The organism is Brevundimonas sp. GCM10030266 (assembly GCF_042666595.1).
GTDB lineage: Bacteria > Pseudomonadota > Alphaproteobacteria > Caulobacterales > Caulobacteraceae > Brevundimonas.
On sequence record NZ_JBHTCY010000001.1, the window covers coordinates 204534 to 229802 of the forward strand.

Annotated in this window: 24 protein-coding genes; 10 read left to right on the forward strand and 14 right to left on the reverse strand. The window is 68.1% G+C overall.

Annotated features, from left to right (window positions below; genetic code table 11):
- Nucleotides 1-66 precede the first annotated feature (66 nt).
- Nucleotides 67-552, reverse strand: coding sequence for a peroxiredoxin (locus ACFQQC_RS01170; RefSeq protein WP_376858893.1), 486 nt, complete (start codon nucleotides 550-552; stop codon nucleotides 67-69).
- Between the two features lie 129 nt (nucleotides 553-681).
- Between ACFQQC_RS01170 and ACFQQC_RS01175 the strand changes: the two genes are divergently transcribed.
- Nucleotides 682-1251 (forward strand): YqgE/AlgH family protein, encoded by a 570-nt coding sequence (locus ACFQQC_RS01175; RefSeq protein WP_376858895.1) that lies wholly within the window; start codon nucleotides 682-684, stop codon nucleotides 1249-1251.
- 99 nt (nucleotides 1252-1350) lie between these two features.
- On the opposite strand, the gene ACFQQC_RS01180 is transcribed toward ACFQQC_RS01175, so the two are convergent.
- From ACFQQC_RS01180 to coxB, 11 genes are all read right to left on the reverse strand, one after another.
- Entirely contained in the window at nucleotides 1351-3018 is a 1668-nt protein-coding gene (locus tag ACFQQC_RS01180) for a putative bifunctional diguanylate cyclase/phosphodiesterase (protein ID WP_376858897.1), read from the reverse strand.
- A 26-nt stretch (nucleotides 3019-3044) separates the two neighbouring features.
- On the reverse strand, nucleotides 3045-3635 hold the full coding sequence (locus tag ACFQQC_RS01185; RefSeq protein ID WP_376858899.1) for a GNAT family N-acetyltransferase: 591 nt from the start codon (nucleotides 3633-3635) through the stop codon (nucleotides 3045-3047).
- Between the two features lie 24 nt (nucleotides 3636-3659).
- Nucleotides 3660-4871, reverse strand: a complete 1212-nt coding sequence (locus ACFQQC_RS01190; RefSeq protein ID WP_376858901.1) for a M16 family metallopeptidase — start codon at nucleotides 4869-4871, stop codon at nucleotides 3660-3662.
- A 47-nt stretch (nucleotides 4872-4918) separates the two neighbouring features.
- Entirely contained in the window at nucleotides 4919-5698 is a 780-nt protein-coding gene (locus ACFQQC_RS01195; protein WP_376858903.1) for an SURF1 family protein, read from the reverse strand.
- Complete coding sequence (locus ACFQQC_RS01200) at nucleotides 5691-6080, reverse strand: DUF983 domain-containing protein (protein WP_376858905.1); 390 nt, start codon at nucleotides 6078-6080, stop codon at nucleotides 5691-5693. The genes ACFQQC_RS01195 and ACFQQC_RS01200 overlap by 8 nt, the downstream gene beginning before the upstream one ends.
- Nucleotides 6077-6985, reverse strand: coding sequence for a cytochrome c oxidase subunit 3 (locus ACFQQC_RS01205; RefSeq protein WP_376858907.1), 909 nt, complete (start codon nucleotides 6983-6985; stop codon nucleotides 6077-6079). The genes ACFQQC_RS01200 and ACFQQC_RS01205 overlap by 4 nt, the downstream gene beginning before the upstream one ends.
- A 58-nt stretch (nucleotides 6986-7043) precedes the next feature.
- On the reverse strand, nucleotides 7044-7616 hold the full coding sequence (locus tag ACFQQC_RS01210) for a cytochrome c oxidase assembly protein (protein ID WP_376860818.1): 573 nt from the start codon (nucleotides 7614-7616) through the stop codon (nucleotides 7044-7046).
- Nucleotides 7617-7618: 2 nt separating this feature from the next.
- Nucleotides 7619-7798: a hypothetical protein gene (locus ACFQQC_RS01215; protein ID WP_376858909.1), complete on the reverse strand. Its 180-nt coding sequence runs from the start codon at nucleotides 7796-7798 to the stop codon at nucleotides 7619-7621.
- 5 nt (nucleotides 7799-7803) lie between these two features.
- Nucleotides 7804-8766: a heme o synthase gene (gene cyoE, locus ACFQQC_RS01220; RefSeq protein ID WP_376858911.1), complete on the reverse strand. Its 963-nt coding sequence runs from the start codon at nucleotides 8764-8766 to the stop codon at nucleotides 7804-7806.
- Between the two features lie 72 nt (nucleotides 8767-8838).
- Nucleotides 8839-10503 (reverse strand): cytochrome c oxidase subunit I, encoded by a 1665-nt coding sequence (gene ctaD / locus ACFQQC_RS01225; protein ID WP_376858913.1) that lies wholly within the window; start codon nucleotides 10501-10503, stop codon nucleotides 8839-8841.
- 24 nt (nucleotides 10504-10527) lie between these two features.
- Entirely contained in the window at nucleotides 10528-11520 is a 993-nt protein-coding gene (gene coxB / locus ACFQQC_RS01230) for a cytochrome c oxidase subunit II (RefSeq protein WP_376858915.1), read from the reverse strand.
- A 245-nt stretch (nucleotides 11521-11765) separates the two neighbouring features.
- Here coxB and ACFQQC_RS01235 point away from each other — a divergent pair, with 245 nt between their 5' ends.
- From ACFQQC_RS01235 to tldD, 4 genes are all read left to right on the forward strand, one after another.
- Entirely contained in the window at nucleotides 11766-12131 is a 366-nt protein-coding gene (locus ACFQQC_RS01235) for a PadR family transcriptional regulator (RefSeq protein WP_376858917.1), read from the forward strand.
- Nucleotides 12128-12706, forward strand: a complete 579-nt coding sequence (locus ACFQQC_RS01240) for a DUF1700 domain-containing protein (RefSeq protein ID WP_376858919.1) — start codon at nucleotides 12128-12130, stop codon at nucleotides 12704-12706. The genes ACFQQC_RS01235 and ACFQQC_RS01240 overlap by 4 nt, the downstream gene beginning before the upstream one ends.
- 15 nt (nucleotides 12707-12721) lie before the next feature.
- Nucleotides 12722-13498: a GIN domain-containing protein gene (locus ACFQQC_RS01245; RefSeq protein ID WP_376858921.1), complete on the forward strand. Its 777-nt coding sequence runs from the start codon at nucleotides 12722-12724 to the stop codon at nucleotides 13496-13498.
- A gap of 105 nt (nucleotides 13499-13603) precedes the next feature.
- Entirely contained in the window at nucleotides 13604-15034 is a 1431-nt protein-coding gene (tldD, locus tag ACFQQC_RS01250) for a metalloprotease TldD (protein ID WP_376858923.1), read from the forward strand.
- Between the two features lie 84 nt (nucleotides 15035-15118).
- Here the strand turns inward: tldD and ACFQQC_RS01255 are convergent, their stop codons facing one another.
- Nucleotides 15119-16078, reverse strand: coding sequence for a TraB/GumN family protein (locus ACFQQC_RS01255; protein WP_376858925.1), 960 nt, complete (start codon nucleotides 16076-16078; stop codon nucleotides 15119-15121).
- A 171-nt stretch (nucleotides 16079-16249) separates the two neighbouring features.
- Here ACFQQC_RS01255 and ACFQQC_RS01260 point away from each other — a divergent pair, with 171 nt between their 5' ends.
- Both ACFQQC_RS01260 and ACFQQC_RS01265 read left to right on the forward strand, forming a co-directional pair.
- Nucleotides 16250-18301: a TonB-dependent receptor plug domain-containing protein gene (locus tag ACFQQC_RS01260; RefSeq protein ID WP_376858927.1), complete on the forward strand. Its 2052-nt coding sequence runs from the start codon at nucleotides 16250-16252 to the stop codon at nucleotides 18299-18301.
- Nucleotides 18302-18429: 128 nt separating this feature from the next.
- Entirely contained in the window at nucleotides 18430-20511 is a 2082-nt protein-coding gene (locus ACFQQC_RS01265; RefSeq protein ID WP_376858929.1) for a TonB-dependent receptor plug domain-containing protein, read from the forward strand.
- Between the two features lie 100 nt (nucleotides 20512-20611).
- Here the strand turns inward: ACFQQC_RS01265 and ACFQQC_RS01270 are convergent, their stop codons facing one another.
- A complete protein-coding gene (locus ACFQQC_RS01270; protein ID WP_376858931.1) occupies nucleotides 20612-22453 on the reverse strand; it encodes a peptide MFS transporter in 1842 nt (613 codons plus the stop codon).
- A gap of 164 nt (nucleotides 22454-22617) precedes the next feature.
- Between ACFQQC_RS01270 and ACFQQC_RS01275 the strand changes: the two genes are divergently transcribed.
- Genes ACFQQC_RS01275 through ACFQQC_RS01285 form a run of 3 tightly spaced genes read left to right on the forward strand, consistent with a single transcriptional unit; the run spans nucleotide 22618 to nucleotide 25262 of the window.
- Nucleotides 22618-23556 (forward strand): hypothetical protein, encoded by a 939-nt coding sequence (locus ACFQQC_RS01275; RefSeq protein ID WP_376858933.1) that lies wholly within the window; start codon nucleotides 22618-22620, stop codon nucleotides 23554-23556.
- A 39-nt stretch (nucleotides 23557-23595) separates the two neighbouring features.
- Nucleotides 23596-24792 carry an isoaspartyl peptidase/L-asparaginase family protein gene (locus tag ACFQQC_RS01280; RefSeq protein ID WP_376858935.1) on the forward strand — a complete coding sequence of 399 codons (1197 nt, stop codon included), beginning with the start codon at nucleotides 23596-23598 and terminating at the stop codon, nucleotides 24790-24792.
- A complete protein-coding gene (locus ACFQQC_RS01285; protein ID WP_376858937.1) occupies nucleotides 24789-25262 on the forward strand; it encodes a methyltransferase family protein in 474 nt (157 codons plus the stop codon). The genes ACFQQC_RS01280 and ACFQQC_RS01285 overlap by 4 nt, the downstream gene beginning before the upstream one ends.
- Nucleotides 25263-25269 lie beyond the last annotated feature (7 nt).

Genomic DNA, 25269 nt, shown 5'->3' on the forward strand with positions numbered 1-25269 from the left:
TGACGGAGGGGGCCGCCCCCTCCACCACTTCGTGGTCCCCCTCCCCCGATGGGGGAGGAGCTCATGTCAGAGCTGACCCAGCAGGTGCTCGGCCGAGGAGACCTTGAACTCGCCGCCCTGCTCGATGTTCAGCTGTTCGACGACGCCGTCCTTGACCAGCATCGAATAGCGCTGCGAGCGCTCGCCCAGACCGAAGCCCGTGCCGTCCAGCGTCAGGCCGATCAGGCGGGTGAAGTCGCCGTTGCCGTCGGCCAGCATCAGGATGTCGTCCTTGCCGATGCCCTGGCTGTCGGCCCAGGCGCCCATGACGAAGGCGTCGTTCACCGAGACGCAGGCGATGGTGTCCACGCCCTTTTCAGCCAGAGCCTCGCGGTTGTCCTTGAAGCCCGGCAGGTGGCGGGCCGAGCAGGTCGGGGTGAAGGCGCCCGGCACGGCGAACAGGGCCACGGTCTTGCCGGCGAAGATGTCATCCGTCGTGACCGGCTTGGGGCCGTCGTCGGTGGCGCGGGTCAGGTTGGCCGAGGGAATGCGATCGCCGATCTGGACGGTCATGGAGTGGCTCCGAAAGAGGAAGGTTGAGGGTCAAACTCCCGGACCAGATAGGCGTTGCCGACGGTCCCGCCAACACCTGCGTCGACCGGTGTCCTTGCGCCGCCCCGCCCGGGCGCCAATGATAGGGGCATGGACGATTTCCAATCCCTCGTCGGGCGGCTGCTGGTGGCCATGCCGGGTATCGACGACGAACGGTTCGAGCACGCGGTGATCCTGGTCTGCGCCCACGGGCCGGATCATGCGATGGGCCTGCGGCTGGATCGGCCGGCGCCGGGCGTGGACCTGAAGGCGGTGCTGGACAAGCTGGACACCCGGGCGCCGGACTCGGCCTCGAGCCGCAAGGTGCTGGTCGGCGGGCCGGTGGAGCGGGAGCGGGGCTTTGTCCTGCACACCGACGACTGGATGATCGAGGACGCCTCCATGCCCTTCGGCGAGGGACTGGCCATGACCGGCACGCGCGAGGCGCTGGCGGCGATGGTCGACCCGTTCGCGGGACCGCGGAACTCGGTGCTGATGCTGGGCTACGCCGGCTGGGGCGACGGCCAGCTGGAGGATGAGCTGGGCGACAATGTCTGGCTGACCGCCGAGGCCGATCCGGGCCTGATCTTCGACACGGACTATGAGCACAAGTGGAGCCGGGCGCTGGCGACCCTGGGCGTCGATCCGGCCTGGCTGTCAGGTCAGAGCGGACGGGCCTGACAAGGTTTCAGGTTCTAGGGGTCAGGTTTCAGGGCGCAAGAAGCCCAGCTCCGCCTCGCTGACGCCTCCCCCTAGAACCTAGAACCTGAAACCCAGAACCTAAGCCGACCGCGCCTTGATCGGGGCCGTGCCGTCGGCGAGCGACTCGTTCAGATAGACCTCGGCCTCCTGCGCGGGCAGGGCCTGGGCGTAGCCGAAGCCCTGGCCATAGTGGCACTGGGCGTCGAGCAGGAGCTTGGCGAGGCCGGCGTTCTCGACGCCCTCGGCGACGACTTCCAGCGACAGGTCGCGGCCCAGATTGACGACCGATTTGACGATCTTGGCCGAGCCCTCGTCCTTGTCCATCGTCAGAACGAAGTAGCGGTCGATCTTCAGCGTATCGAACGGCAGCTTGGCCAGATAGCTGAGCGACGAGAAGCCGGTGCCGAAATCGTCCAGCGCCAGCGAGGCGCCGACGTCGCGCAGCCGTTTCAGCGTCTCGGCCGCACGCGTGGTGTCGCGCATGATGTCGCCTTCGGTGACTTCCAGCTTCAGGGCGCCGCGCGGCAGGTCGGCCTCGGCGATGATGCGGGCGACGTCCTCGACCAGATTGGGCCGCTCGATCTCGCCCACCGACAGGTTGACGCTGCAGAACAGCTTGCCCGCCGACGGGTGGCGCGCCAGCCATTCGGCCAGCTGGCGGGCCGAGGCGCGCATCATCAGCAAGCCCAGGTCGTTCATCAGGCCCATCTCGTCGGCCAGACCCAGGAACTCGTCCGGCGGGACCATGCCGCGCTTGGGATGACGCCAGCGGGCCAGGGCCTCGAAGCCCGCCACAGCGCCGGTGTTGAGGTTCACGATCGGCTGGTAGAAGGGCTCGATCTCGCCGCGCACGAAGGCGTTGCGGAGGTCGGCCTCCAGCGCGAGCCGGGACAGGCTGTCGCTTTCCAGCGCTCGGCCATAGGCGGCGATGCCGCCGCGCCCGGCGGTCTTGGCCTGTTCCACCGCCAGTTCGACCCGGCGCAGCAGTTCGGCGGGGTCGGCGGCGTCCGGTCCGCCCTCGACGGTGACGGCGCCGATGGAGACGGTCGGATAGATGTCAAAGCCGGCGACGCGCAGCGGCTGTTCCAGCGCCTCCCGAAGGCGTTCGGAGGCGGCGGAGGTTCCGCGCGGGACCAGAATGGCGAACTCATCCTCGCCGATGCGGGCGGCGTTGGAGCCATGCGGGAAGGCGGCGTTCAGGCGCGAGCCGAGGGCGGCCAGCACCAGATCGGCGCGCTCGTGGCCCAGGGCCTCGTTCAGGCGGCGCAGACGGTCGACGTCGGCCACGACCAGCTCGAACTCGCCGGACTGGGTCAGGGCCTCACCGGCGCGGACCAGGAAGGTGCGGCGGTCCAGCAGGCCGGTGAGCGTGTCCCGGTGGGAGGCGGCGAATTTGGTCTCGAGGGCGACGACCCCGGCGGCGCGCAGGCCGTCCTCCAGCCAGACGCCGCGCCAGATGCAGGTCTCGGCGTCGCGCATGCGCAGGCGGACAGCGACCTCGGTCCCCTCTTCCTGCGGCTTCAGGATGCGTTCCGCGAGCGCCCGGTCCTGCGGAACGGCCACGGCGGTGAAGGCGGCGCCGGAGCATTCGGGGGCCAGCGGTCCCAGCCCGAGAGCGCGGGTCGCGCCGGTGAAACGCATCTGGTCGTCGGCGGGGGTCCAGATCCACAGCGCCGTGTCAGCGGCCGCCAGCGCCTCAATGGCGGTGGTCGCATCCCAGGCCAGACTTCTGGAGCGAGTATTCACGCGCCGCGGTTCTCCGATGCACGGCGTCAGCCGGCGCGTCCGGCTCCGTCATTCACGCAGCCGAACAGCAGATGATCTGCCCAAGCGCCGTTAATTTTGAGATAAGCCCGGGCCTTTCCCTCAAGCGCGAAGCCCGACTTTTCGAGCACCCGGCGCGAGGCGGTGTTGTGCGGGACGCAGGACGCCTCCACCCGATGCAGCTTCAGGTCGGTGAAGGCGAAGTCGCGCATCGCCGTGACCGAGGCCGTGGCCAGCCCCTGCCCCGCGAACCGGCGACCGATCCAGTAGCCTATGGTGCCGGTCTCGGCGACACCGCGCCGGACGTTCGACAGGGTGATGGCGCCCACCAGCGTCCGGCCATGGTCGATGAAGATGAAGAAGGGCCAGGCGTTTCCGGCGTCCAGCTCACGCTGATAGATCGACAGGCGACGGCGGAAGGCGGCGCGGGTCAGATCATCCTCGGGCCAGGTCGGCTCCCATGGCTGCAGATAGGCGTAGGAGTCCTGACGCAGGGTGGCCCAGGCTTCATGGTCGGAAGCGCGTGGCGAGCGCAGGATGACCCCCCGCCCCTCCACCACGGGGCCGCCCGCGTCACTGATCCAGTCCAGAAGCGCCATGGGATCAGATTAGACCCGCCAGCGTCAGCCGAACAGTGCCGAGCGGAACGCCGCCCCCGCCGGCGCGGCCGCCTTCGGCCCCAACACCGCCGTCGCGGCCAGGCCGGGCGACAGGCAGGCCAGGGCGGCGGCGCGGACGTCGGCGGCGGTCTGGGACAGGACACGTTCGGCGGACACCTCGGACGCCACGGGCGCGCCATAGATCAGCGTCTGGGCCGCCGCCCGCGCCGCCCGGGACGCCGGGCTTTCGTCCGACATCCAGAGGCTGGCGTTCAGCACCGCCTTGGCGCGGGCCAGTTCGGCATCGGTCGGGCCGTGGTCGGCGAGCGCCTTCAGTTCGGCGGCGCAGACCTGGGCCAATTCGACCGCGCGGTCCGCCGATGCGCCGGAGTAGATACCGAGTACCCCGGCGTCCTCATAAGGCTCGTGCCAGGCGTCGATGGCATAGGCCAGTCCGCGCTCCTCGCGCGCGCTCTGGAACAGGCGCGAGGCCATGCCGCCGCCGAGGATCTCGGTCATCAGCCGGGTCGCCGGATAGAGGGCGTCCAGCGCCGAGGGCGCTGGCAATTCGAAAACGATGTTGGCCTGTTCGATGCGCCGGGTCAGGGCCGCGTCGCCGCCGGTGAAGACAGGCACGGCGGGGGCTTCCGCCGGGGTCGCCTGCTGATCGCCGAACCATAGCTCGGCCAGGGTCAGCAGTTCAGCCTCATCGACCGCGCCCGACGCCGCCACCACCATCCGGTCCGGCGAGTACAGGCGGGCGCGCCAGGCGGCGATGCTGGCCTTGTCGATGGGCTTCAGGCTGGCGACCGAGCCGAGGATCGGACGGCCCAGCGGCTGGCCGGCGAAGGCCCGCGTCTGGGCCATTTCGAAGACGTGGTCGTCGGGGGTGTCAAAGGCCTCGGCGATCTCCTGCGCCACCACATCCTTCTCGCGGATGATCTCGGCGGGATCGAGGGTCGGGCGGAAGACCAGATCGGACAGCACCTGCATGGCCAGCGGCAGGCCGCCCTTCAGCGCCCGCACCTCGAAGCTGGTGCGTTCATAGCCGGTGGCGGCGTTAATCGAGCCGCCCTCGGCCTCGATCCGCTCGACGATCTCGCGCGCGCCCATGTCGCCGGCGCCCTTGAACACCAGATGCTCGAGACAGTGGGACCAGCCGGACGTCGCCTCATCCTCCCATTTGGCGCCGCCGCGCACGGCGACGGTCAGGGCGAGGGTGCGCAGGCCCGGCATCGGATCACAGACGACGCGGACGCCGTTGGACAGGGTGTGGAGGGTGGTCAGGTCGAGCTCTTTTCAGACGGCGGGGCGCCGATCCGGCGCCGAAGCAGGGCGATGTAGAAGCCGACCAGCACGATCGCCAGTCCGAACCAGGTCATCGCATAGCCGAGGTGGTTGTTGGAAAAGGCCGCGGGCGGCGCCGAGGGCTGCAGGGCGGGCCAGTCGGGATTAGAGGAGGTGGTGGCGTACAGCCAGTAACCCCAGAGCATGCGCTCCTCATTCCGGGCGCCGAGGCGCTCCTGGTCCCGCAGCAGAACCTCCGTCATGGCCTCAAGGTCGCGCCCGTAGAAGCGATGCCCCTCCGGCGGCGGGGTCATTCCACCCGCGTCCGGCACAGTGCGGATCTCGGCCGTAAGCAAAACCGGCTTGTCCGAAAGCTGCTGCGCCGGGCGGGCGGAGACCGTGTCGGGAATGAAGCCCCGATCCACGACAAAGCGGTATCCGACCTGCCCGTCTCCAAAGCGTACTGGCTCGCTGACGCAAAGGGAGATCAGCCTGACCCCGGGTTGCCCGTCATGGATGGTCTGCAGTTCGACGTAGGGGGCGGTATCCAGTCCGGGACAGATCAGGCTCAGCTTCTGGAACTCGAATGACCGGAAGCCCTGCAGATTCTCGACACCGATCGGCGGCGCGGCCGCTGTGGCCTCGGCCTCCGCAATCAGGTATTCCTTCCAGTGCAGACGCTGCACCTGCCAGACGCCCAGCGACAGCAGCAGGACCAGGGCCGGGATGACGGCGAGCGTCAGGCCCCAGGGGAAACGGGCGCGCGGTTCAGACATGGTTCTGCTGTCCAGCCTTGTGGCGCATCTGAAGCGCGATCATCAGTCCCTTGCCGGGGCGCATCAGGCCGATGGACAGGCCGGCGACCAGCGGCAGGCTGATCAGCAGCAGAAGCCAGATCGGCGGGTTCCAGGCGATCATGGCCGCCAGGGCGCTGAACACCACCAGCCCGCCGGAAATCTGCATGATGAAGATGGCGGCGCCGTCGCCGGTGTTCAGCCGGGTGTAGTCGAAGCCGCAGGCCTCGCACCGGTCCACGACCTTGAGGAAGCCCGCATAGAGCGGTCCTTGCCCGCAGTTGGGACAGCGACAAAGCAGACCGGCGCGGATCGGGTCGATCCGCGCCGGTGCAGGAGATTGCCCTGTGGGGCCTTCGGTCACCCGAAGACGACGTAGACGAAGGCGAACAGGAACAGCCAGACCACGTCGACGAAGTGCCAGTACCAGGCCGCCGCCTCGAAGCCGAAATGCTTCTGGGGGGTGAAGCCGCCGGCCAGCAGGCGCAGCATGCAGACGATCAGGAACAGGGTGCCGATCAGGACGTGGAAACCGTGGAAGCCGGTCGCCATGAAGAAGATCGAACCGTACAGGCCCGAGTTGATGGCCGCTTCGTTGAAGAAGAGGTTCTCGTGGATGATGTGGTGGTACTCGTACGCCTGAACGCCGGTGAACAGGATGCCGAGCGCGATGGTGATGCCCAGGCCGATCTTGGTGGCGTTACGGTCGCCCTGCGCGATGGCGTGGTGAGCCCAGGTCACGGTCGTGCCGGACAGCAGCAGGATGACGGTGTTCAGCAGCGGCAGCTGCCAGGCGTCGAGGGTCTCGATGCCCTGCGGCGGCCAGCTGGACCAGGCCTTGGCCGTATCCGCCCAGGCGCCGACTTCCGGAATATGGGTGCGGGCCTCGTTGAACAGGGTCATCTCGAAGAAGACCCAGAAGAAGGCCACGAAGAACATCACTTCCGAGGCGATGAACAGCAGCATGCCGTAGCGCAGGCCGATGGAGACGACGGGGGTGTGATCGCCCGCATTGCCTTCCTTGACCACGTCGGCCCACCACAGGCCCGCCGACAGGAAGGTGCCGACCAGACCGGCGAAGAACAGGGCCTTGTCGCCCTTGGCCAGCAGGGCGCCGGCCACGACGCCGGCGTCGGCCGGAACCAGGCCCTTCATCCAGACCACGGCGCCGATCATCATGATCGTCACGGCGATGGAGGACAGCAGCGGCCAGGGGCTGGGGCTGACGAGGTGATAATCGTGGTGCGGTGTCGCGTGTGCGTCGGCCATTATTTGTTCTCTTAAACCGCTCGGAACGTCCCTATTTCAAATCAGGCTATAGCGTCCGCTATCCGGCCGCGCCAGTGGCATGCGCCACAGTTTGGGCGCCGTTCCCCGCCTGCTGGAAACGGTCCGTGGGATAGAAGGTGTAGCTGAGCGTGATTTCCCGCACGCCCTTGCTCTCCGCGTCCGTCGCCATCTCGGGGGCGACGAAATACTGGATCGGGAACTGGATGGTCGCGCCGGGCTGGATGATCTGCTCCTCGAAGCAGAAGCACTGCAGCTTCTGGAAGTAGGGACCGGCCCGGTCCGGCACGACATTGTAGGCGGCCTTGGCGCTGATCGGCTGGTCCGAGGTGTTGGTCACGTCGAAGAAGGCGATGCCGGTTTCACCGATCCGCACCCGCTGGCTGACCTGCTCGGCGCGGAACTGCATGGGCAGGCCGCGCACATTGGTGTCGAAGCGGATCAGGACGGTCTGGTCCAGCTGGACATCCGGCGCCTTTTCGGCGCGACTGACGGTGCCGTTGAAGCCGGTGACCTGGCAGAACAAACGATACAGCGGCACGGCCGCGAACGAGGCGCCGGTCATCCCCATCACGCCCAGCACGCAGACGATGGCGATGGCGTTCCGCGACATCTTCACTTGGCGTATCCGACCGGTTCGCCGGCGGCGACCGCCTCGGCGCGCGCGTCGATGTTGCGCTTCAGGTTCAGGATGGTGACGCCGAACACGATCACCATGAAGGCGACCAGCGCGCCGGCGATGGCCAGGTTGCGCTTCTTGCGGGCGGCGAGTTCTTCGGGGGTCAGCTGGCGCATGGGTCTTACAATCCCGGGGTGAAGCTCTCGACCAGAAGGGCCGCGAACAGGGCCATCAGGTACAGGATCGAGAAGGCGAACAGGTTGCGGGCGGGTTTGGCCTCGGCCCGGACGTCGTACAATGCGGCCTCTCGCCCCACGGCCTCGGCCTTGTCCGGCTGGTCGCCGGCGCGCGAGCGCCACAGGCGGACGGCCAGGAACAGGAAGGCCAGGCCACCCGCGATGGACACGACCAGATAGATGATCCCGCCCATGCCGGTCAGGCCCGGCGCCACGGCGGCGGCCAGGAAGACGAAGGTGTAGAGCAGGATCTGCAGCCGGGTGCTCTTGGCCCCGCGCGCCACCGGCATCATCGGGATCCCGGCCTTGGCGTAGTCGCCGGCGGAATAGAGGGCCAGGGCCCAGCTGTGCGGCGGGGTCCACAGGAAGATGATCAGGAACAGCAGCCAGGCCTGCCAGGAGGTCTGGCCGGTCGCGGCGGCCCAGCCGATCACCGGCGGAAAGGCGCCCGCGGCGCCGCCGATGACGATGTTCTGGGGCGTCCGGCGCTTCAGCAGCAGGGTGTAGAAGACGGCGTAGTAGAGGATGGTCAGCAGCAGCAGGCCGCCCGCCACCCAGTTGGTCGTCATGCCCAGCAGCATGACCGAGAAGACCGACAGGATGACCCCGAAGGCCATGGCGTCATTCTTCTTCACCCGACCGGCGGCGACCGGACGGCCGCGCGTACGCCGCATCAGGGCGTCGGTCTCGCCCTCCAGCGCCATGTTCAGCGCCCCCGCCGCGCCCGCGCCGACCGCGATGCAGAGCACGGCGATGGCCGAGGAGATCCAGTCCAGATCACCGTTGGCGACCACCAGCCCGACCACGGCGGTGAAGATCACGACCGACATCACGCGCGGCTTGAGCAGCTGGAAGAAGTCTTCCGGCTGGGCCGTGGAGATCGTGGGCTGGGCGGCGGGCTGGGTCATGACGCTTCTTAACGGATGAGGGCCGCCCCTGTGCAAGGAGCGGCCCCCGGTTACTGTCCGGCCGGGCCGGTCTTAATGGTCGTCGCTCTTGACCACCGGCAGTTCGTTGAACTGGTGCGCCGGCGGGGGCGAGGACAGGGTCCACTCCAGCGTGGTGGCGCCTTCGCCCCACGGGTTGGCGACGCCCGGACGACGACGGATGGCGGCTTCCAGCAGCATCACCAGGAAGACGGCGACGCCGACGATGGTGATGACGTAGCCGACCGACGAGATGTGGTTCCAGAACTCATAGGCGTTCGGATAGTCCACATAGCGGCGGGGCATGCCCTGCAGGCCCAGGAAGTGCTGCGGGAAGAAGACCAGGTTCACACCGACGAACATGATCCAGAAGTGCAGGCAGCCCAGGAACTCGTTGTACTTCACCCCGAACATCTTCTCGAACCAGTAGTAGAAGCCGGCGAAGATGGCGAAGACGGCGCCCAGCGACAGCACGTAGTGGAAGTGCGCCACCACGTAATAGGTGTCGTGCAGGCTGTAATCGATGGCCGCGTTCGACAGGACCACGCCGGTCACGCCGCCAACGGTGAACAGGAAGATGAAGCCGATCGCCCACAGCATGGGCGTCTTGAAGCTGATCGACCCGCCCCACATCGTCGCGATCCACGAGAAGATCTTAACGCCCGTGGGCACCGCGATGATCATGGTCGCGGCCACGAAGTAGGCGCGCAGGTTCACGCTCATGCCGACCGTGTACATGTGGTGCGCCCACACGATGAAGCCGATGAAGCCGATGGCGACCATGGCGTAGGCCATGGCGAGGTAGCCGAAGACGGGCTTCTTCGAGAAGGTCGAGACGATGTGCGAGATGATGCCGAAGCCCGGCAGGATCAGGATGTACACCTCGGGGTGGCCGAAGAACCAGAACAGGTGCTGGAACATGACGGGGTCGCCGCCGCCGGCCGGGTTGAAGAAGGAGGTGCCGAAGTTGCGGTCCGACAGCAGCATGGTGATGGCGCCCGCCAGAACCGGCAGCGACAGCAGCAGCAGGAAGGCGGTGATCAGCACGGCCCAGGCGAACAGCGGCATGCGGTGCAGGGTCATGCCCGGCGCGCGCATGTTGAAGATGGTGGTGATGAAGTTGATCGCGCCCAGGATCGACGAGGCGCCCGCGACGTGCAGCGAGAAGATCGCCAGGTCCATCGCCGGCCCGGTGTGACCCGAGGTCGAGAGCGGCGGATAGATGGTCCAGCCGCCGCCGAAGCCCTTGCCCGGTCCGCCGTCGACGAACATCGAGGCGCAGAGCAGCACCCAGGCCGAGACCAGCAGCCAGAACGAGATGTTGTTCATGCGCGGGAAGGCCATGTCCGGCGCGCCGATCATGATCGGAACGAACCAGTTGCCGAAGCCGCCGATCATGGCGGGCATGACCATGAAGAAGATCATGATCAGGGCGTGGGCCGTGACGGTGACGTTGTAGCCGTGCTTGGACGCCTCAACGAGGCCGAGTTGCTCGATGATGCCGCCGGGGACGAAATACTGGATGCCCGGCTCGGCCAGCTCCAGACGGATCAGGCCCGACAGGGCGCCGCCCACGATCCCCGCCATGATGGCGAAGATCAGGTACAGGGTGCCGATGTCCTTGTGATTGGTGGACAGGAACCAGCGGGTGAAGAAGCCCGGCTTGTGGTCGTGATGCCCGTCGTGGTCGTGGGCGAGGTTTTCAGCTGCGGTGGCCATGTCTGTAGGGGCTCTCGCGGATCGTTACTGGGCGGCCGGGGCGGCGGCGGGAGCCGCGGCCGGGGCCGGCGAGGCCGCGGCAGGCGCGGCGGGAGTGGCGGCGTCAGCGGCGGGAGCCGCGGCGGCGTCGGCGGGCGCAGCCGGGGCAGCGGCCGGAGCGGCGGCGCCTTCCGGAGCCGGCGGCGTCATCGAGCCGCCCTTGGTGACGACCCAGGCCTCGAACTCGGCCTGGCTGACGACGCGGATCTCGATCGGCATGAAGGCGTGATCAACGCCGCACAGTTCCGAGCACTGGCCGTAGAAGGTGCCGACGCGGTCAGCGCGGAACCAGGTTTCGTTCAGGCGGCCCGGAACGGCGTCGATCTTCAGACCGAAGGCCGGCAGGGCGAAGGCGTGGATGACGTCGGCGGCGGTGACCTGGACGCGGATGGTCTTGCCGACCGGCACGACGATCGGTTCATCGGCGGCCAGACGGTAGAGGTCGTGATCCATGCCGCGTTCGGCGATCTCTTCCTCGGACAGCATGTTCGAGACGTACTCGGCGATGCCCTGGTCGGGGTATTCGTAACCCCAGTTCCACTGGTTGCCGGTGGCCTTAACGGTCAGATACGGCTCCGGCATGTCGTTGTAGGCGAACAGCAGGCGGAACGAGAACAGCGAGATGCCGACCAGGATCAGCACCGGCGCCACGGTCCAGATCACCTCGATCAGGGTGTTGTGGCTCCACTTGGCCGGGGTCGGGTTCGACTTCTTGTTGTAGCGAACCACGATCCAGATCAGCAGGCCGAGCACCAGCAGGGTCACAAGCGTGATCACCGGCATCAGGACGATGTCGTGGAAGAAGTGCGCCTGCTCCTTGAGCGGCGACGCCGCCGGCTGCAGCGCAATGCCGCCCGGCGTGGGCTGCCCCATCCGGCCCCCATCCGACGCCAAAGCCGGCGTCACGGCGAAAACGGCCAGGCTCAGAGCGGCGATGCCACCACCGATCAGCGCCCGGGCCCGCGTGCCCATCCCCATGCGAGACATCCTCATAAAGCCGTTTCGTCCCAATAACTTGCGAATTAATCGCAAGTAGCCGCCGGGTTCCGTTCGCCCGTGGCAATACTATGGCCGGTCCATATCGTCCCCTCCCGCACTTGCCAAGCGTCCCGGCGGATCGGCGGTCTTGGGCCGCCAGATTAAATCGCAGTCATGTTTCGCCAGCTACCTTGCGTGACAAGATACCTTGCGATACCCCTTCAGACATCACGGGAGACGTTGATGTGCCTGAAACCATAGACATCCAGCTGAAGAAGGGGGCCCTGACGCTTTGCGTTCTGGCCGTCCTCAACCGGCGCGAAAGCTACGCCTATGAGATCGCCTCCACCCTGTCGGACGCGATCGGCATGGGAGAAGGAACCATCTATCCGCTCATGCGGCGGATGCAGGCCGACGGACAGGTCGAGACCTATCTGGTCGAATCGCCTGCGGGGCCTTCGCGCAAATACTACCGACTGACCGACGCCGGACGGCGGGCTCTTGAGACCCAGAAGTCCGAATGGCGCGCCTTCGCGCTCGCGGTCGAGACCATTCTGGACGATGCGGCAGCGCCCGTCGTCCGTGTCAGCGAAGAGGGAGCTGAACAATGACCCGCGCCGAATTCATGGCCCGGCTGAGACAGGGGCTGGTGGGCCTGCCGATGGTCACCGCCGCCGAGATCGCCGCAGACTACGAACTGCATTTCAAGGACGGCGCCGCCGCCGGACGCCGCGAGGAAGAGGTCGCGGCCGCCCTGGGCGATCCCGACCGTCTGGCTCGCGAACTGCGCGCCGAGGCGGGCGCCCGTCGCTGGACGCAGGAGCAGAACCCGTCGGCCGCCGCCGGCGCCATCTTCGGCCTGATCGGCCTGGGCGCGCTGGACATCATCATCATCCTGCCGCTGGTCCTGCCGATCTTCGGCACCATCCTCGGCTTCCTGGTCGCCGGGGTCGGCATCTTCATCAGCGGTGGCCTCGCCGCCGTCGTGGTGCCCTTCATGGGCGGACCGGGCGGCGTTCTGGGCGGCGTGCTCCTGGGCGTGGGCCTGATGGGCATGGGCCTGTTCCTGGGCGGCCTGATGGCCATCCTGACCAAATGGCTGATCGACGCCACCGTCTGGTACGCCCGCCTGCACTACCGGGTGCTGAAACCGGCGCTGAACACCCAACCCGCTGAACGGGCCTGAGGGAGGACCTGGATCATGATGCGCAATCTTCTCATCATCACCGGCGTTGGCTTCGTGCTGTCGCTGGTCGGGCTGGGCGGCGCCGCGGCGCTGGTCGGCAACGATGTCCGCAAGCACGACTGGACCTGGGTCGTCACCGACGACGGCCCCGGGGACTCCAGCTTCCGCTTCGAGCGGGGGCAGGCCCAGCCCGACATCAGCCGCACCATCGAGTGGGCCGGCGGCGACAGCCTGTCGATCGATGTCCCGGGCGAGGTCTCCTACGTCCAGGGCGAACAGGCCGGCATCCGGATCAGCGGCCCCAAGGAGGTCGTGGACAGCATCCGCTTCGCCGACGGTCGCCTGACCATGATCAGCGATGATCGCCCCGAACGCGGCTATGTCCGCTGGAGCGGTTCCGGCATCCGGGTGTGGAGCGAGACCGAAGCCCTGCGGATCGTCATCACGGCCCCTGCCGTGAACACCTTCGAGATGGGCGACAACGGCACGCTGCGGGTGCGCGGCTATGACCAGCCGACCCTGACGGTGATCACCCAGGGCGAAGCCGGGATCAGTGTCGAAGGCCGCGCCGACAAGGCCACGATCACGGTCAACGGCGACGGCGACGTCAACCTGTCCCGCCTGCTGCTGGCCGAGGCCACGGTCAATGTGCCCGGGCGTGGCGATGTGCGGGTCGGTCCGACCGAGCGCGCCGACATCGACATCTCGGGACAGGGCGACGTCCGCCTGACCCGCAACCCGGCGCAGGTGAACCAGACGATCACCGGCTGGGGCGAGGTCGAGATCGACTAGACAAACCCCGGACTTGTCCGAAATCCGAGCCGGACTGGACGACGTCCAGTCCGGCCGATTTCGGACAATGGTGACGCGGGGACGGCGAGCCCCTACTTAAGGCCCATGACCGTCCTCGTTTCCCCACCCGCCATCCTCGACAGCGCCGAGGTCGGCGCCGACGAAGCCCTCTCGATCCTTCAGGACGCCCTGACCGGAGCCGATGACGGCGAACTGTTCCTGGAGCGCTCCGAGTCGGAGTCGCTCGTTTTCGACGACGGCCGCCTGAAGTCCGCGGCCTATGATGCCACCGAGGGCTTCGGCCTTCGCGTCGTCGCCGGCGAGACCGCCGGTTACGCCCACGCCAACGAGATCAGCGGCCCCGCCATCCGCCGCGCCGCCGACAGCGCCGCCCTCGCCAAGTCCGGCCATGCCGGTATCGCCGCCGAGGCCCCGCAGGCGACCAACCGCAAGCTCTATGACGAGGTCGATCCCCTCGCCTCGCCCGCCTTCTCCGACAAGATCGCCCTGCTGGCCGAGATCGACGCCTGGGCCCGCGCCCGCGATCCGCGCGTGGTGCAGGTTTCGGCCTCTCTGGTCGGCGAGCACCGCCAGATCGAGATCCTGCGCGGTGACGGCCGCCTGATGCGCGACATGCGCCCGCTGGTTCGCCTGAACGTCTCGGTCACCGTCGAGAAGGACGGCCGTCGCGAAAGCGCCTCCTCCGGCGCGGGCGGCCGCGCGGGCTTCGAGGCCTGGATCGCGCCCGACCGCTGGCAAGGCCAGGTCGATGAGGCCCTGCGTCAGGCGCTGGTGAACCTGGAAGCCGTCGATTGCCCGGCGGGCGAGATGGACGTGGTTCTCGGCGCCGGCTGGCCCGGCGTCCTGCTGCACGAGGCCATCGGCCATGGCTTCGAGGGCGACTTCCACCGCAAGGGCTCGTCGGTCTTCACCGGCATGATGGGCAAGCGCGTCGCCGCCCCGGGCGTGACCGTGGTGGACGATGGCTCCATCGCCGGTCGCCGCGGCTCCCTGACCATCGACGACGAAGGCACCCCGACCAATCGCACGGTCCTGATCGAGGACGGCATCATGGTCGGTCTGATGCACGACCGTCTGTCGGCCCGTCAGCTGAATACGACCGCTACCGGCAACGGCCGCCGCCAGTCCTTCGCCCACATGCCGATGCCGCGCATGACCAACACCTTCATGGAGGGCGGCAAGGACTCCAAGGCCGACATGATCGCCAATACGAAGCGCGGCCTCTATGCGGCGAACTTCGGCGGCGGTCAGGTGGACATCACCAACGGCAAGTTCGTCTTCCAGTGCACCGAGGCCTATCTGATCGAGGACGGTAAGATCACCGCCCCGGTGCGCGGCGCCACCCTGATCGGCGACGGCGCTACGGCCCTGACGCAGGTGCAGATGATCGGCGACGACTTCGCTTTTGATCCGGGCGTCGGCGTCTGCGGCAAGGCCGGCCAGGGCGTCCCCGTCGGCATCGGCCAGCCCTCGCTGAAGATCGGCGGGCTGACGGTGGGCGGAACGGCTGTTTAGGTTCCGGGGATCAGGTTCAAGGGGCCAGGGCTGGCCCAGCGCGGTGCTCGCCGCCCCTGGAACCCAGACCCTGGAACCTCGCCCCTATTTCCACTCCGGCCCGACCACCTCGAAGCCGCGCGAGACGAGGCTGTCCAGCACGCCGCCCTCCTCGGCCAACAGGCGGACCGGGGCGACGCCCATGGTCGTGCCGGGCGAGATCATCGCCGTCTCGACCGCGGCCGCCCATTGCTGGTGTAGGCGCGGAGCCAGTTCCGGGTCGCCCCACGGCCAGCAGACATTCAGCGCCTGTTCGATCGGTGAGTTGACCACGTCCGGCACCCGGAAGGCCCTCCAGTCCATGGCGCGGTCGCGGGAGGATTCCGGCCCCGCCTCGGCCGCCGCGATGGCGCGCTCGGCGCAGGGGACGTGGGCGGTCTGGGGGGCCGAGATCAGGCTTTCGACCATCTCGTCCCCGCGCACCGTGCCGACCGGCCGCATGTCCGTGCGGGCGCGCTGACCGGCGCGGCGAACCACATCCACGGCGTCCTGGCCTTCGCGCCCCGCCCGGAAGCCGGCCTTGTCCTGCATCAGGTCGATACTGGTGAAGAGCAGGCTCTGGGCGCGCCAGTTCTGGCTGCGCTCGCCCGCCATCAGGGCCTCGAGGCGGGCCTGATACTCCGGCGACAGATAGTCGGCCGTGGTTTGTCCCTGCGGCATCCGGCCGATGGTGCGGGCGCGCCAGATGACGCGGAAGATGTCCGACAGGGATGCGCGGCCCTCCTGCGGCAGCAGGATCAGATCCGCCTTCGCCGCCGCCTGCTCCAGCGCGTCGGGATGCCAGGTCACGTCGCGCGGGATGGCCCGGATCGAGCCGACGAGGATCAGGGTGGAGTCCCCCCGCGTCACGGTCCACATCGGCGCGCCCGAGCGGCGGGCCAGCACGACGACCTCGTCCAGCTCCGTCGCTTCCTGTGCAGCAGGCGGCGAAGGTATCTGGGCATGAACCGGCGCGGCGACAGCCAGCGACAGAACGATTGATGCAACAGCAGCGACGGACTTCAAAACATCACCCGTTTGACTTGATGAAAGACAGTAACGAACAGACAACATCAGAACACGAAGATGACAGCCCTGTAATGCTGTCGCCGATTTAATCCACCTGTCCGTCTTGTAACTGGAGACAGACGGATCGTGCGGTCACACCTCTCGTCACACGACGAGGGGAGTTCTGCAATGACCAAGACCATTCTGATGGCAACGACGGCGATGATCCTGAGCGCCGGCGCGGCCGTCGCCCAGACGACGCCCCCCGCACCGCCCGCCGCCCAGCAGGGCGTCCAGGCCGAGGCCGGCCAGCAGGGCGTGCTGGTATTCACGCCCGACTTCTTCGCCGACCAGCGCCCGACGACGGCGCTCGACATGGTCAACCGGGTTCCGGGCTTCAGCGTCTCCGACGGCGACGGCAGCCGGGGCTTCGAGGGCTCGGTCGGCAACATCCTGATCAACGGCTCGCGCCCCGCCTCGAAGAATGACGCCGGATCCAGCGTTCTGGGCCGCACCCTGGCGAGCAATGTCGAACGGATCGAGCTGATCCGCGGCGGCGCGCCGGGCATCGACATGCAGGGCTTCTCGGTGGTGGTGAACGTCATCACCCGCCAGCAGTCCAGCCAGCAGACCATCGTCACCGGCAACGCCGTCCTGTTCGAGGGCGGGCAGGATGTGTACGGCGGCTCGATCCAGTTCACCGCCAAGGACGGCGACCGCACCTGGGGCTTCACCCTGAGCGACGGCCTGTCGATGAGCGACTCAAACGGCGTGGGGCCGGTGATCCGCCGGGATGCGTCGGGCGTCCTCCTGCGGGATGAGGACTTCTTCAACGACCAGAGGGGCGGCGGCCAGTCGGCCCGGGTCAACTTCGCCAGCCCCTTCCTGGGCGGCAAGATCGACCTGACCGCCCGCTACGGCGTGAACGACTACGAGAGCATCAACCTGCAGACCGCCCCCCTGGTGCGGCGCGAGAGCCTCTATGCGGAGGACGGCTCCAGCGGAGAGTTCGGCGCCGTCTACACCCGTCCGCTCAGCAGCCGTTTCAATCTGGAAACCCGCTTCATCCACGAGTTCAGCGACTTCGACGCGGTCTCGATCAGCCGCACGACCCTGTCAGGAGTCGGCAGCCCGCTGCAGCGCTTCGAATCCGTGGGCGAAGCCTCCGAAACCATCCTGCGGAGCCTGGTGCGGTTCGAGCAATCGCCGAAGCTGACGTGGGAGTTCGGCGGCGAGGTCGCCTACAACATGCTGGAGACCGACCAGGCCTTCAGCGTCGGCGGCGTCGCCGTGCCCCTGCCCTCGGCCTCGGTGACGGTCGAGGAGACCCGCGGCGAACTGTTCGGCAAGAGCACCTGGCGCCTGCGCGACGACCTGACGGTCGAAGGCGGCCTGCGGCTGGAAGCCTCCACCATCACCCAGTCGGGCGACGCCGATCAGGAGAAGAGCTTCTTCTTCCCCAAACCCCGCCTGCTGGCCACCTGGACCCCGATGCCCAACAACCAGCTGCGCCTGCGCTTCGAGCGTGAGGTGGGCCAGCTCGACTTCGGCGACTTCGCCGCCTCGGCCGATCTGGAAGACGAGAACGTCTTCGGCGGCAATATCGACCTGGAGCCGGAACAACGCTGGATCAGCGAGCTGATCTACGAGCGCCGCTTCATGGGCGACGGGATCGTCAGCATCGGCCTGCGCCACGACGAGATCGTGGACGCCATCGACGTGATCCCGCTGGACGACGGCCTGTCGGCGGTCGGCAACATTGGCGACGGCACGCTGGATCAGCTGGCGGTGAACATTCTGGTCCCGATGGACTGGGCCGGCTTCACCGGCGGCCGGCTGGGCTTCCGCAACACCTGGAACCACACGGAGGTCACGGACCCGACCACCGGGGAAATGCGTCCGATCTCCAATGTGCGCGCCTCGCAGGCGACGCTGACGATCGCGCAGGACATCGACACCTGGAAGCTGCAATGGGGCGCCGCCTGGATCCCGCTGCTGGGCCAGACCAGCTTCGATCCGGACCAGCGTTTCAGCTGGCGCGGCCGGGACTATTTCGAGGCCTGGGCCGAGTACAAGCCGACCCCGACCCTGTCGATCCGCGCCCAGATCAACGTGTGGGACAATTTCGATCAGGAGCGCATCGCCTACGCCGACCGGGTGACCCGCCCGATCTCCTACGTCGAGACGAAGGAGATCGACCCGCGCACCTTCTACCAGATCCGTCTGCGCAAGACGTTCTGAGACGGGCTCCGGTCGTCGCCTTCAGCGACCGGAGCTCCACGCGGCGGCGGAGGTTCCCTTACCCTCCGCCGCCGCAGCTTGCGACCAGTTCTCAACACAGGCATAGCTCCCCGAAAAGGGGAGGGGTCATGCGCAAGGCGATCTGGCTGACGGGCGTCGCGGCGTCCGTTCTGGCATGTCCCGCACTGGCGCAGGTCGCGCCGACCGGCGTCGCCGAGGCGCCGCGCCCGACCGGCCCCGTCAGCGAAGCCCCTGAGGTCGACGCCGCCCAGCGCGGCGTGCTGGTCTTCGAGCCCGCCTTCTTCGCCGCCAGCCGTCCGAACACAGCCTGGGACATGATCGCCCGCCTGCCCGGCTTCTCCTTCAGCAGTGGCGACAGCGGCACGCGTGGCCTGGCCGGCGCCGGCGGCAATGTGCTGATCGACGGCCAGCCGCCGGCCAGCAAGACCGACAGCCTCGACAATGTGCTGGGCCGCATCTCCGCCGCCTCCGTGGCGCGGATCGAACTGGTCCGGGGCGGCGCTCCGGGCATCGACATGCGCGGCCATCCGGTCATCGCCAACGTCGTGCTGGTCCGGACCGTGACCACCGAACGGGTGCTGGAACTCAACGCCTACACCTACCCGGACGGCTACCTCGGCCCGGTGCTGCTGATGGGCTGGTCCCGACGCGAGGGCGACCAGCAGATCGAGGCCGAGATCAGCGCCGCCAGCGACCGCACCGACGGCACCGGCCCGGGCTTCCGTCGTCGCTATGACGCCTCAGGGGCCCTGACGCAGGATGCCGAACTGGACCGGTGGGACCGCTACCGGAATGTGCGGGCGACCGGCGCCCTGCAACGCCGCTTCGCCGGCGGGCGACTGAGGATCAACGCCCTTCTGGGCCTGAACGACAGCGATGAGCGCCAGGCCGTGCTGATCCGGTCCGGAGCCGGAAGCGACAGCCTGAACGAGGAGACCGAGGAATCCCTGGAAGGCGAATTCGGGCTGAACTGGGTGCGCGACCTCGGCCCCCGTTCGGCGATCGAACTGACCGGCCTGCAGCGCTACGAAAGCGAGGACTATGTCGGCGTCTCCGAGGGCGGGGGCGACAGCGAGACCTTCACGGCGGACAGCACCGCTGGCGAGTCGATCCTGCGCGGCGCGCTGCGTTTCCGTCCGACGGACCGATGGGCCTTCGAGGCCGGCGTTGAAGGCGCCTGGAACGTCCTCGACAGCGCCACGACCTATGCCGAGAACGGCGTGCCCGTTCCCCTGCCGTCCGCCTCGGTGAGGGTCGAGGAACTGCGCGGCGAACTCTTCGGCCAGGCCACCTGGCGCCCCTCGCCCACCTTCACCCTTGAGGCCGGTCTCCGCATCGAGGGTTCGGAAATCAGCCAGTCCGGCGACAGCGACACCGCCAAGACCTTCACCTACGCCAAGCCCCGCCTGCAGGCGACCTGGACGCCGCGCACCGGGCACCAGCTTCGCCTCCGGCTCGAACAGGACGTCGGCCAACTGGATTTCGACGACTTCATCGCCTCGGCGGATATCGACATCGGAGAGGTGGAGGCCGGAAACCCTGACCTGGCCCCGCAGCAGGAGACGGTGCTCGAGGCCCTCTACGAGCGCCGCTTCTGGGATGACGGAGTCTTCGACGCCACGATCCAGCACGTCAGGATCGAGGACGTGGTGGACATTATCCCTCTGGCCGGAGGGTTCGATGGCGTCGGCAATATCGGCAAGGGCACGTCCGGCTTCCTGCGCCTGCGGCTGACCCTGCCGTTCGACCGGCTGGGCCTCGCCAACGCGCAGATGTTCGCTCGCACCACCTGGTCGTGGAGCGAGGTCACCGACCCCGTTACGGGCGAGATTCGCCGCGTCCAGGACGACCAGCCGTTCAGCTGCGAGGTGAACTTCAACCACGATCTGGACGGCGGCCGCTGGTCGTGGGGCTTCGAACACGGCTGCGACACCGACAAGGGCAAGGGCTATCGCGTCAGGGAGATCCGGACCTGGCGCGAGGAGCCGTTCGTGCTGGTCTATGGCCAGTGGAAGCCGCGCGACGACCTGACGCTTCGCCTAGACCTGGGCAACGCCGCCGACCAGAAGCTGGGGCAGGACCGCCTGCTGTGGAGCGGCCCGCGCGATGTGGCGCCGGTCAGCGGCCGCGAGGTCCGTCAGACCGAGGCCAGCCCCTGGCTGTACGTTCAGGTCCGAAAGACGTTTTAGGGGCGCTACCGCTCGCCGCGCGGCGCGAGCGGTAGCGCAAAAAAGAAAAGGGCGGAGCCGCGAGGCCCCGCCCTTTCCGTTTGACCGGATGGTCAGGCGATCAGTGGATGCCCGCCATGCCCTTCTTGAGCAGCGGCGAGATGACCAGCAGGAAGATGCCGACGCCGACGCCGACCCAGCCGATCGTTCCGAAGATCGAACCGTAGGTCGACAGGGCGCCCGCACGGTCGGTGACCACGCCGGCCACGGTGTCCGTCGCCGTCGCCTTGGCGATGATGCCGGCCACGATGTGGGCGACCGAGCTCGACAGGAACCACACGCCCATCATCATGCCCACCACGCGCGCCAGAGACAGCTTGGTGATCATCGACAGGCCCACCGGCGACAGGCACAGCTCGCCAATCGTGTGGAAGAAGTAGGTCAGGAACAGGAACAGCAGCGGCACGCGGAAGTCCGCATTGGCCATGTTCCCGGCGGCCCACATCAGGACCAGGAAGCCGAAGCCCACGAACATCAGGCCGAACGAGAACTTCACCGGGGTCGAGGGCTCGGCGTTACGCTTGCCCAGCCAGACCCACAGGGCCGCCACGATCGGACCACCGATGACGATGATGCCCGGGTTGAACATCTGGGTCATGGCCGCATTGAACCACGACGGCATCTCGGTGGACTGGTCAGCGAACAGGGTCAGCGAGGAGCCGGCCTGTTCGAACAGGGCCCAGAACAGGACCGAGAAGAAGATCAGGACCTGCGCCACCAGCATGCGGCTGCGCTCCGCGCCCTTGAGGCGGAAGACGGTGTAGCCGACGACCAGGGCGAAGATGACGCCCGCGATCCACGGCAGGCCGGTCTCGATGATCTCGTGGCTGCGCATCAGCAGCCAGGTCGGGAAGACGGCGACAAGGCCGGCGATCCAGAAGAAGGGCACCAGCGGCACGCCCAGGATGCTGCGGCCCTCGACCGGAACCGGCGGACCGCCGCGGCCCTCAAGCCAGTTCTGGCCGAGGATGAAGGTCAGCAGGCCGAACAGCATGCCGATGCCGGCCAGGCCGAACCCGTAGGCCCAGCCGTACTTGATGCCGAGGTACGAACACGCCGCCGTCGCCAGGAACGAGCCCAGGTTGATGCCGACGTAGAAGATGGTGAAGCCGCCGTCGCGACGCGGATCGTTCTCTTCATAGAGCGAGCCGACGACGGTCGAGATGTTGGCTTTCAGGAAGCCGACGCCGACGATGATCAGCGACAGGGCCAGGAACAGCACCGGCTCGCCCATCTGGGTGTCGCGGGTGGTTTCCAGCGTATAGGCGCCCGACGCCGTGAAGGCGGGGAAGCCGGCGGCGGCGGCCGCGGCCGGAGCCGCCTGGGTCGCCGGATCGAGCGTGCCGGCCGGAGCCGCGCCTTCGGTCGTCTCGGCCACGGCGGCTGCGGCCGCGTCAGAGGCGTTGGCGGCCGACGGCTCGGCGCCGACGGTCGAGACGCCTTCCGGGGTGATGGCGATCTGAACCCGCTCGTCGCCGTTGACGGCGAACATGCGGCGGTTCTGGTCACGGCCATCGACCTCGATCTGATAGGTCGTGTCGCCGATGGTCAGGCTTTCCTTGCCGCCCGATCCCTCGAACGCCATCGTGAAGTGACCGGCCACCAGCAGCACGGCGCCGATGATGACGGCCTTGCGCGACCCGAGATACTTGTCGGCGATCATGCCGCCCAGCACCGGCATCAGATAAACGAGCGCGGCATAGGCCGCGTAGATGCCCTGGGCTTCCGCCGGGCCGAACAGGAAGTGTTGGGTCAGGTACAGGACCAGCAGGGCCCGCATGCCGTAGTAGGAGAAGCGCTCCCACATCTCGGTGAAGAACAGGACGACCAGCCCGCGCGGGTGCCCCAGAAACGTCTTGCGGGGCTCAGCGCCAAGCTGGCCCCCGGTGTCCGTCGTACTCAACGGCCAACTCCCATAATGCTTGCGCCCCTACCTGACGCGATGGGCGCATAAGCAGCATGCGGAGCAAGCGACCACAAGGGTTAAGGGTAAATTGCTGAAAAGCCGCTTGTCCCCGCCCCTCGGCGCAGGATAGGCGCGATGCCGCACATTGCAGTTGGAGCCTTATGGCCACGCGGCGCGACACACTGATCGGACTGGGAGCGACCTTCGCGGCCGCCGCCTGCGTCCGCTCGCCGACCGCGCAGCGAAACGTCATCGCCGCCGGCCAGCCGGCCGCCCTGCTGATCTGGGCGGTGGCGCGGGATAGACTGGCCGGATGGCCCCGACGGCCGGACCCGGAATGCCTGGTCGGCCTCGCCGTCGGCGCCGCCGAACTGCCGGAACTGGGCGGCCTGTCCGGGCCGGTGCGGCTGGCCGACACCGCGACCCTGTCCGCCATCCGTCCGCGGCTGATTCTCGACTATGGCGACACCGATCCGGAGATCATCGCCCGCGGCCGGGCCGTCAGTGAGTCGCTGGGCGTGCCCTGGACGATCCTCGACGGCGCGCTGGAGCGCATTCCGGAGGCCTTTGTTCAGGCGGGCCGTCTGCTCGGCGACGCGGATCGCGGCCAGTCCCTCGCCGAGGACGCGGAGGGAGTTCTGGAGGACTGGAGACGCAGCACCGCCGGTCCGAGCTTCTACTACGCTCGCGGTGATGACGGATTGAGGACCAGCTATCGCGGCACGCTGGCGACCGAGGTGCTGGAAGGGGCCGGCTGGACCAATGTCGCGACCGGCGCCGAAGGCATACGCCAGGTCAGTCACGAGCAGGTGCGCAGCTGGGATCCAGAAGTCCTCGTCACACTCAATCCCGACTTCGCCAAGCTCGCCCAACGCGATCCGGTCTGGCGGACGCGCCGTGACGGCAGCCGCCGCCGCATCCTGCTGATGCCCGACCGCCCGTTCGGGTGGATCGACCGCCCGCCTTCGGTGAACCGCCTGCTGGGCTGCGCCTGGCTGGCGGCGCCCACCGCCGGGCCGAGCGCGCGGTTGGCGCGGCTCAGCCGCCGGCTGTACGGCATGGCCCCGGCGGAGATCCGCACGCCGAAATGGCTGCTCTGATCGCTTGAGTTCACGGCTCCGCTGGTCGAGTTTGCGGCCATGACCCGTATCCGCCTCGCCCTCGCGACCGCCCTCACCCTGATCGCCGCCCCCGTCGCGGCGCAGACCGTCGTGCCGGAGAACGTCACGATCGAAACGCCGCGCTGGTCCCTGGCCATCCACGGCGGCGCCGGGGTCATCGAGCGCGATAGCCTGACGCCGGAACAGGACGCCGCCTATCGCGCCGCCCTGCACCGCGCGCTGGAGGTCGGACAGGCGATCCTCGCCGAGGGCGGCTCGGCCATGGACGCCGTACAGGCCGCGATCCAGATCATGGAGGACGACCCGCTGTTCAACGCCGGGCGCGGCGCCGTCTTCACCGCCGAGGGCCGCAATGAGCTGGACGCCGCCGTCATGGACGGCTCGACCCTGGACGCCGGGTCGGTCGCGGGCCTGACCACCACCCGCCATCCCATCGCCGCCGCCCGCGCGGTGATGGACCAGTCGCCCCACGTCATGCTGATCGGCCCCGGCGCAGACAGCTTCGCCGCCTCGGTCAGGCTGGAGCAGGTGGACCCGAGCTTCTTCTTCACAGAGCGCCGCTGGCAAGGGCTGGAGCGCGAGCTGCGGCGCCAGAACCTGCCGATCCCCGCGCGCCCCGCCGGCGCGCCCGGTCCGCAGGCGGAGAACATCCTGCCCCAACCGCCGCTGAACGAGAGGAAGTTCGGCACGGTCGGCGCTGTGGCCATCGACAGCGAGGGCCGACTGGCGGCGGGCACCTCGACCGGCGGCATGACCGCCAAGCGCTGGGGCCGCGTCGGCGACGTACCGGTCATCGGCGCCGGCACATACGCCTCCAACGCCGACGGTTGCGCGGTCTCGGCCACCGGTTCGGGCGAGTACTTCATCCGGGCGACGGTGGCGCGGGATATCTGCGCTCGGATCGCCGCATGGAATGCCCTGACGCCAGAGCAGCAGTACGCGATCCACGACGCCGAGTTTCAGTCCGCCTGTGGCATTCCGGGCGGCGGGATGGAGACGATCTGTCTGACCCCCGCAAGACGCCGCGACCTGGTCGCGGCAGAGGCTGAAATTAAGGAAGTGGGCTCCCTCGGCGGCGAGGGCGGGGTAATTGTCATGACCCGGCGAGGCCTTCCCGCCTTCGCCATGAACACCTCCGGCATGTATCGCGGCGCGGTCGCCAGCGAGACCGCCGCAGAGGTCGCCATCTACGGCGACGAAGAGCTCCGTCCGTGACCGCACCCGACACCACCGGCCCCGTCCGCTTCCCGCCGCCGCTGATCTATGTCGCCTTCCTGTTCGCGGGCTGGGGGCTGGGCGCGCTGATCGATGAGCCTTCGGTCGGTCTCCCGACGGACGTCCGGCGCGGGCTGGCCTTCGCCCTGATCATCCTCGGCCTGCTGCTGGAGATGGCGGCCCTGACCCGCTTCCGCCGTCTGGGCACGCCGTCCGAGCCATGGAAGGCGACCACCGCCCTGGCCACCGACGGCCTGTACGCCTTCAGCCGCAATCCGATCTATGTCGGTTTCGCCCTGATCTACCTCGGCTTCGCCACCGCCATGGACAGCTGGGCGGCGCTGGCGATGGTCCTGCCCTGCATGGTCGTGGTCGACCGCTTTGTGGTCCTGCGCGAAGAGGCTTATCTGTCCGCCAAATTCGGCGCCGACTGGGACGCCTATCGTTCAAGGGTGCGCCGGTGGCTGTGAAAGACGA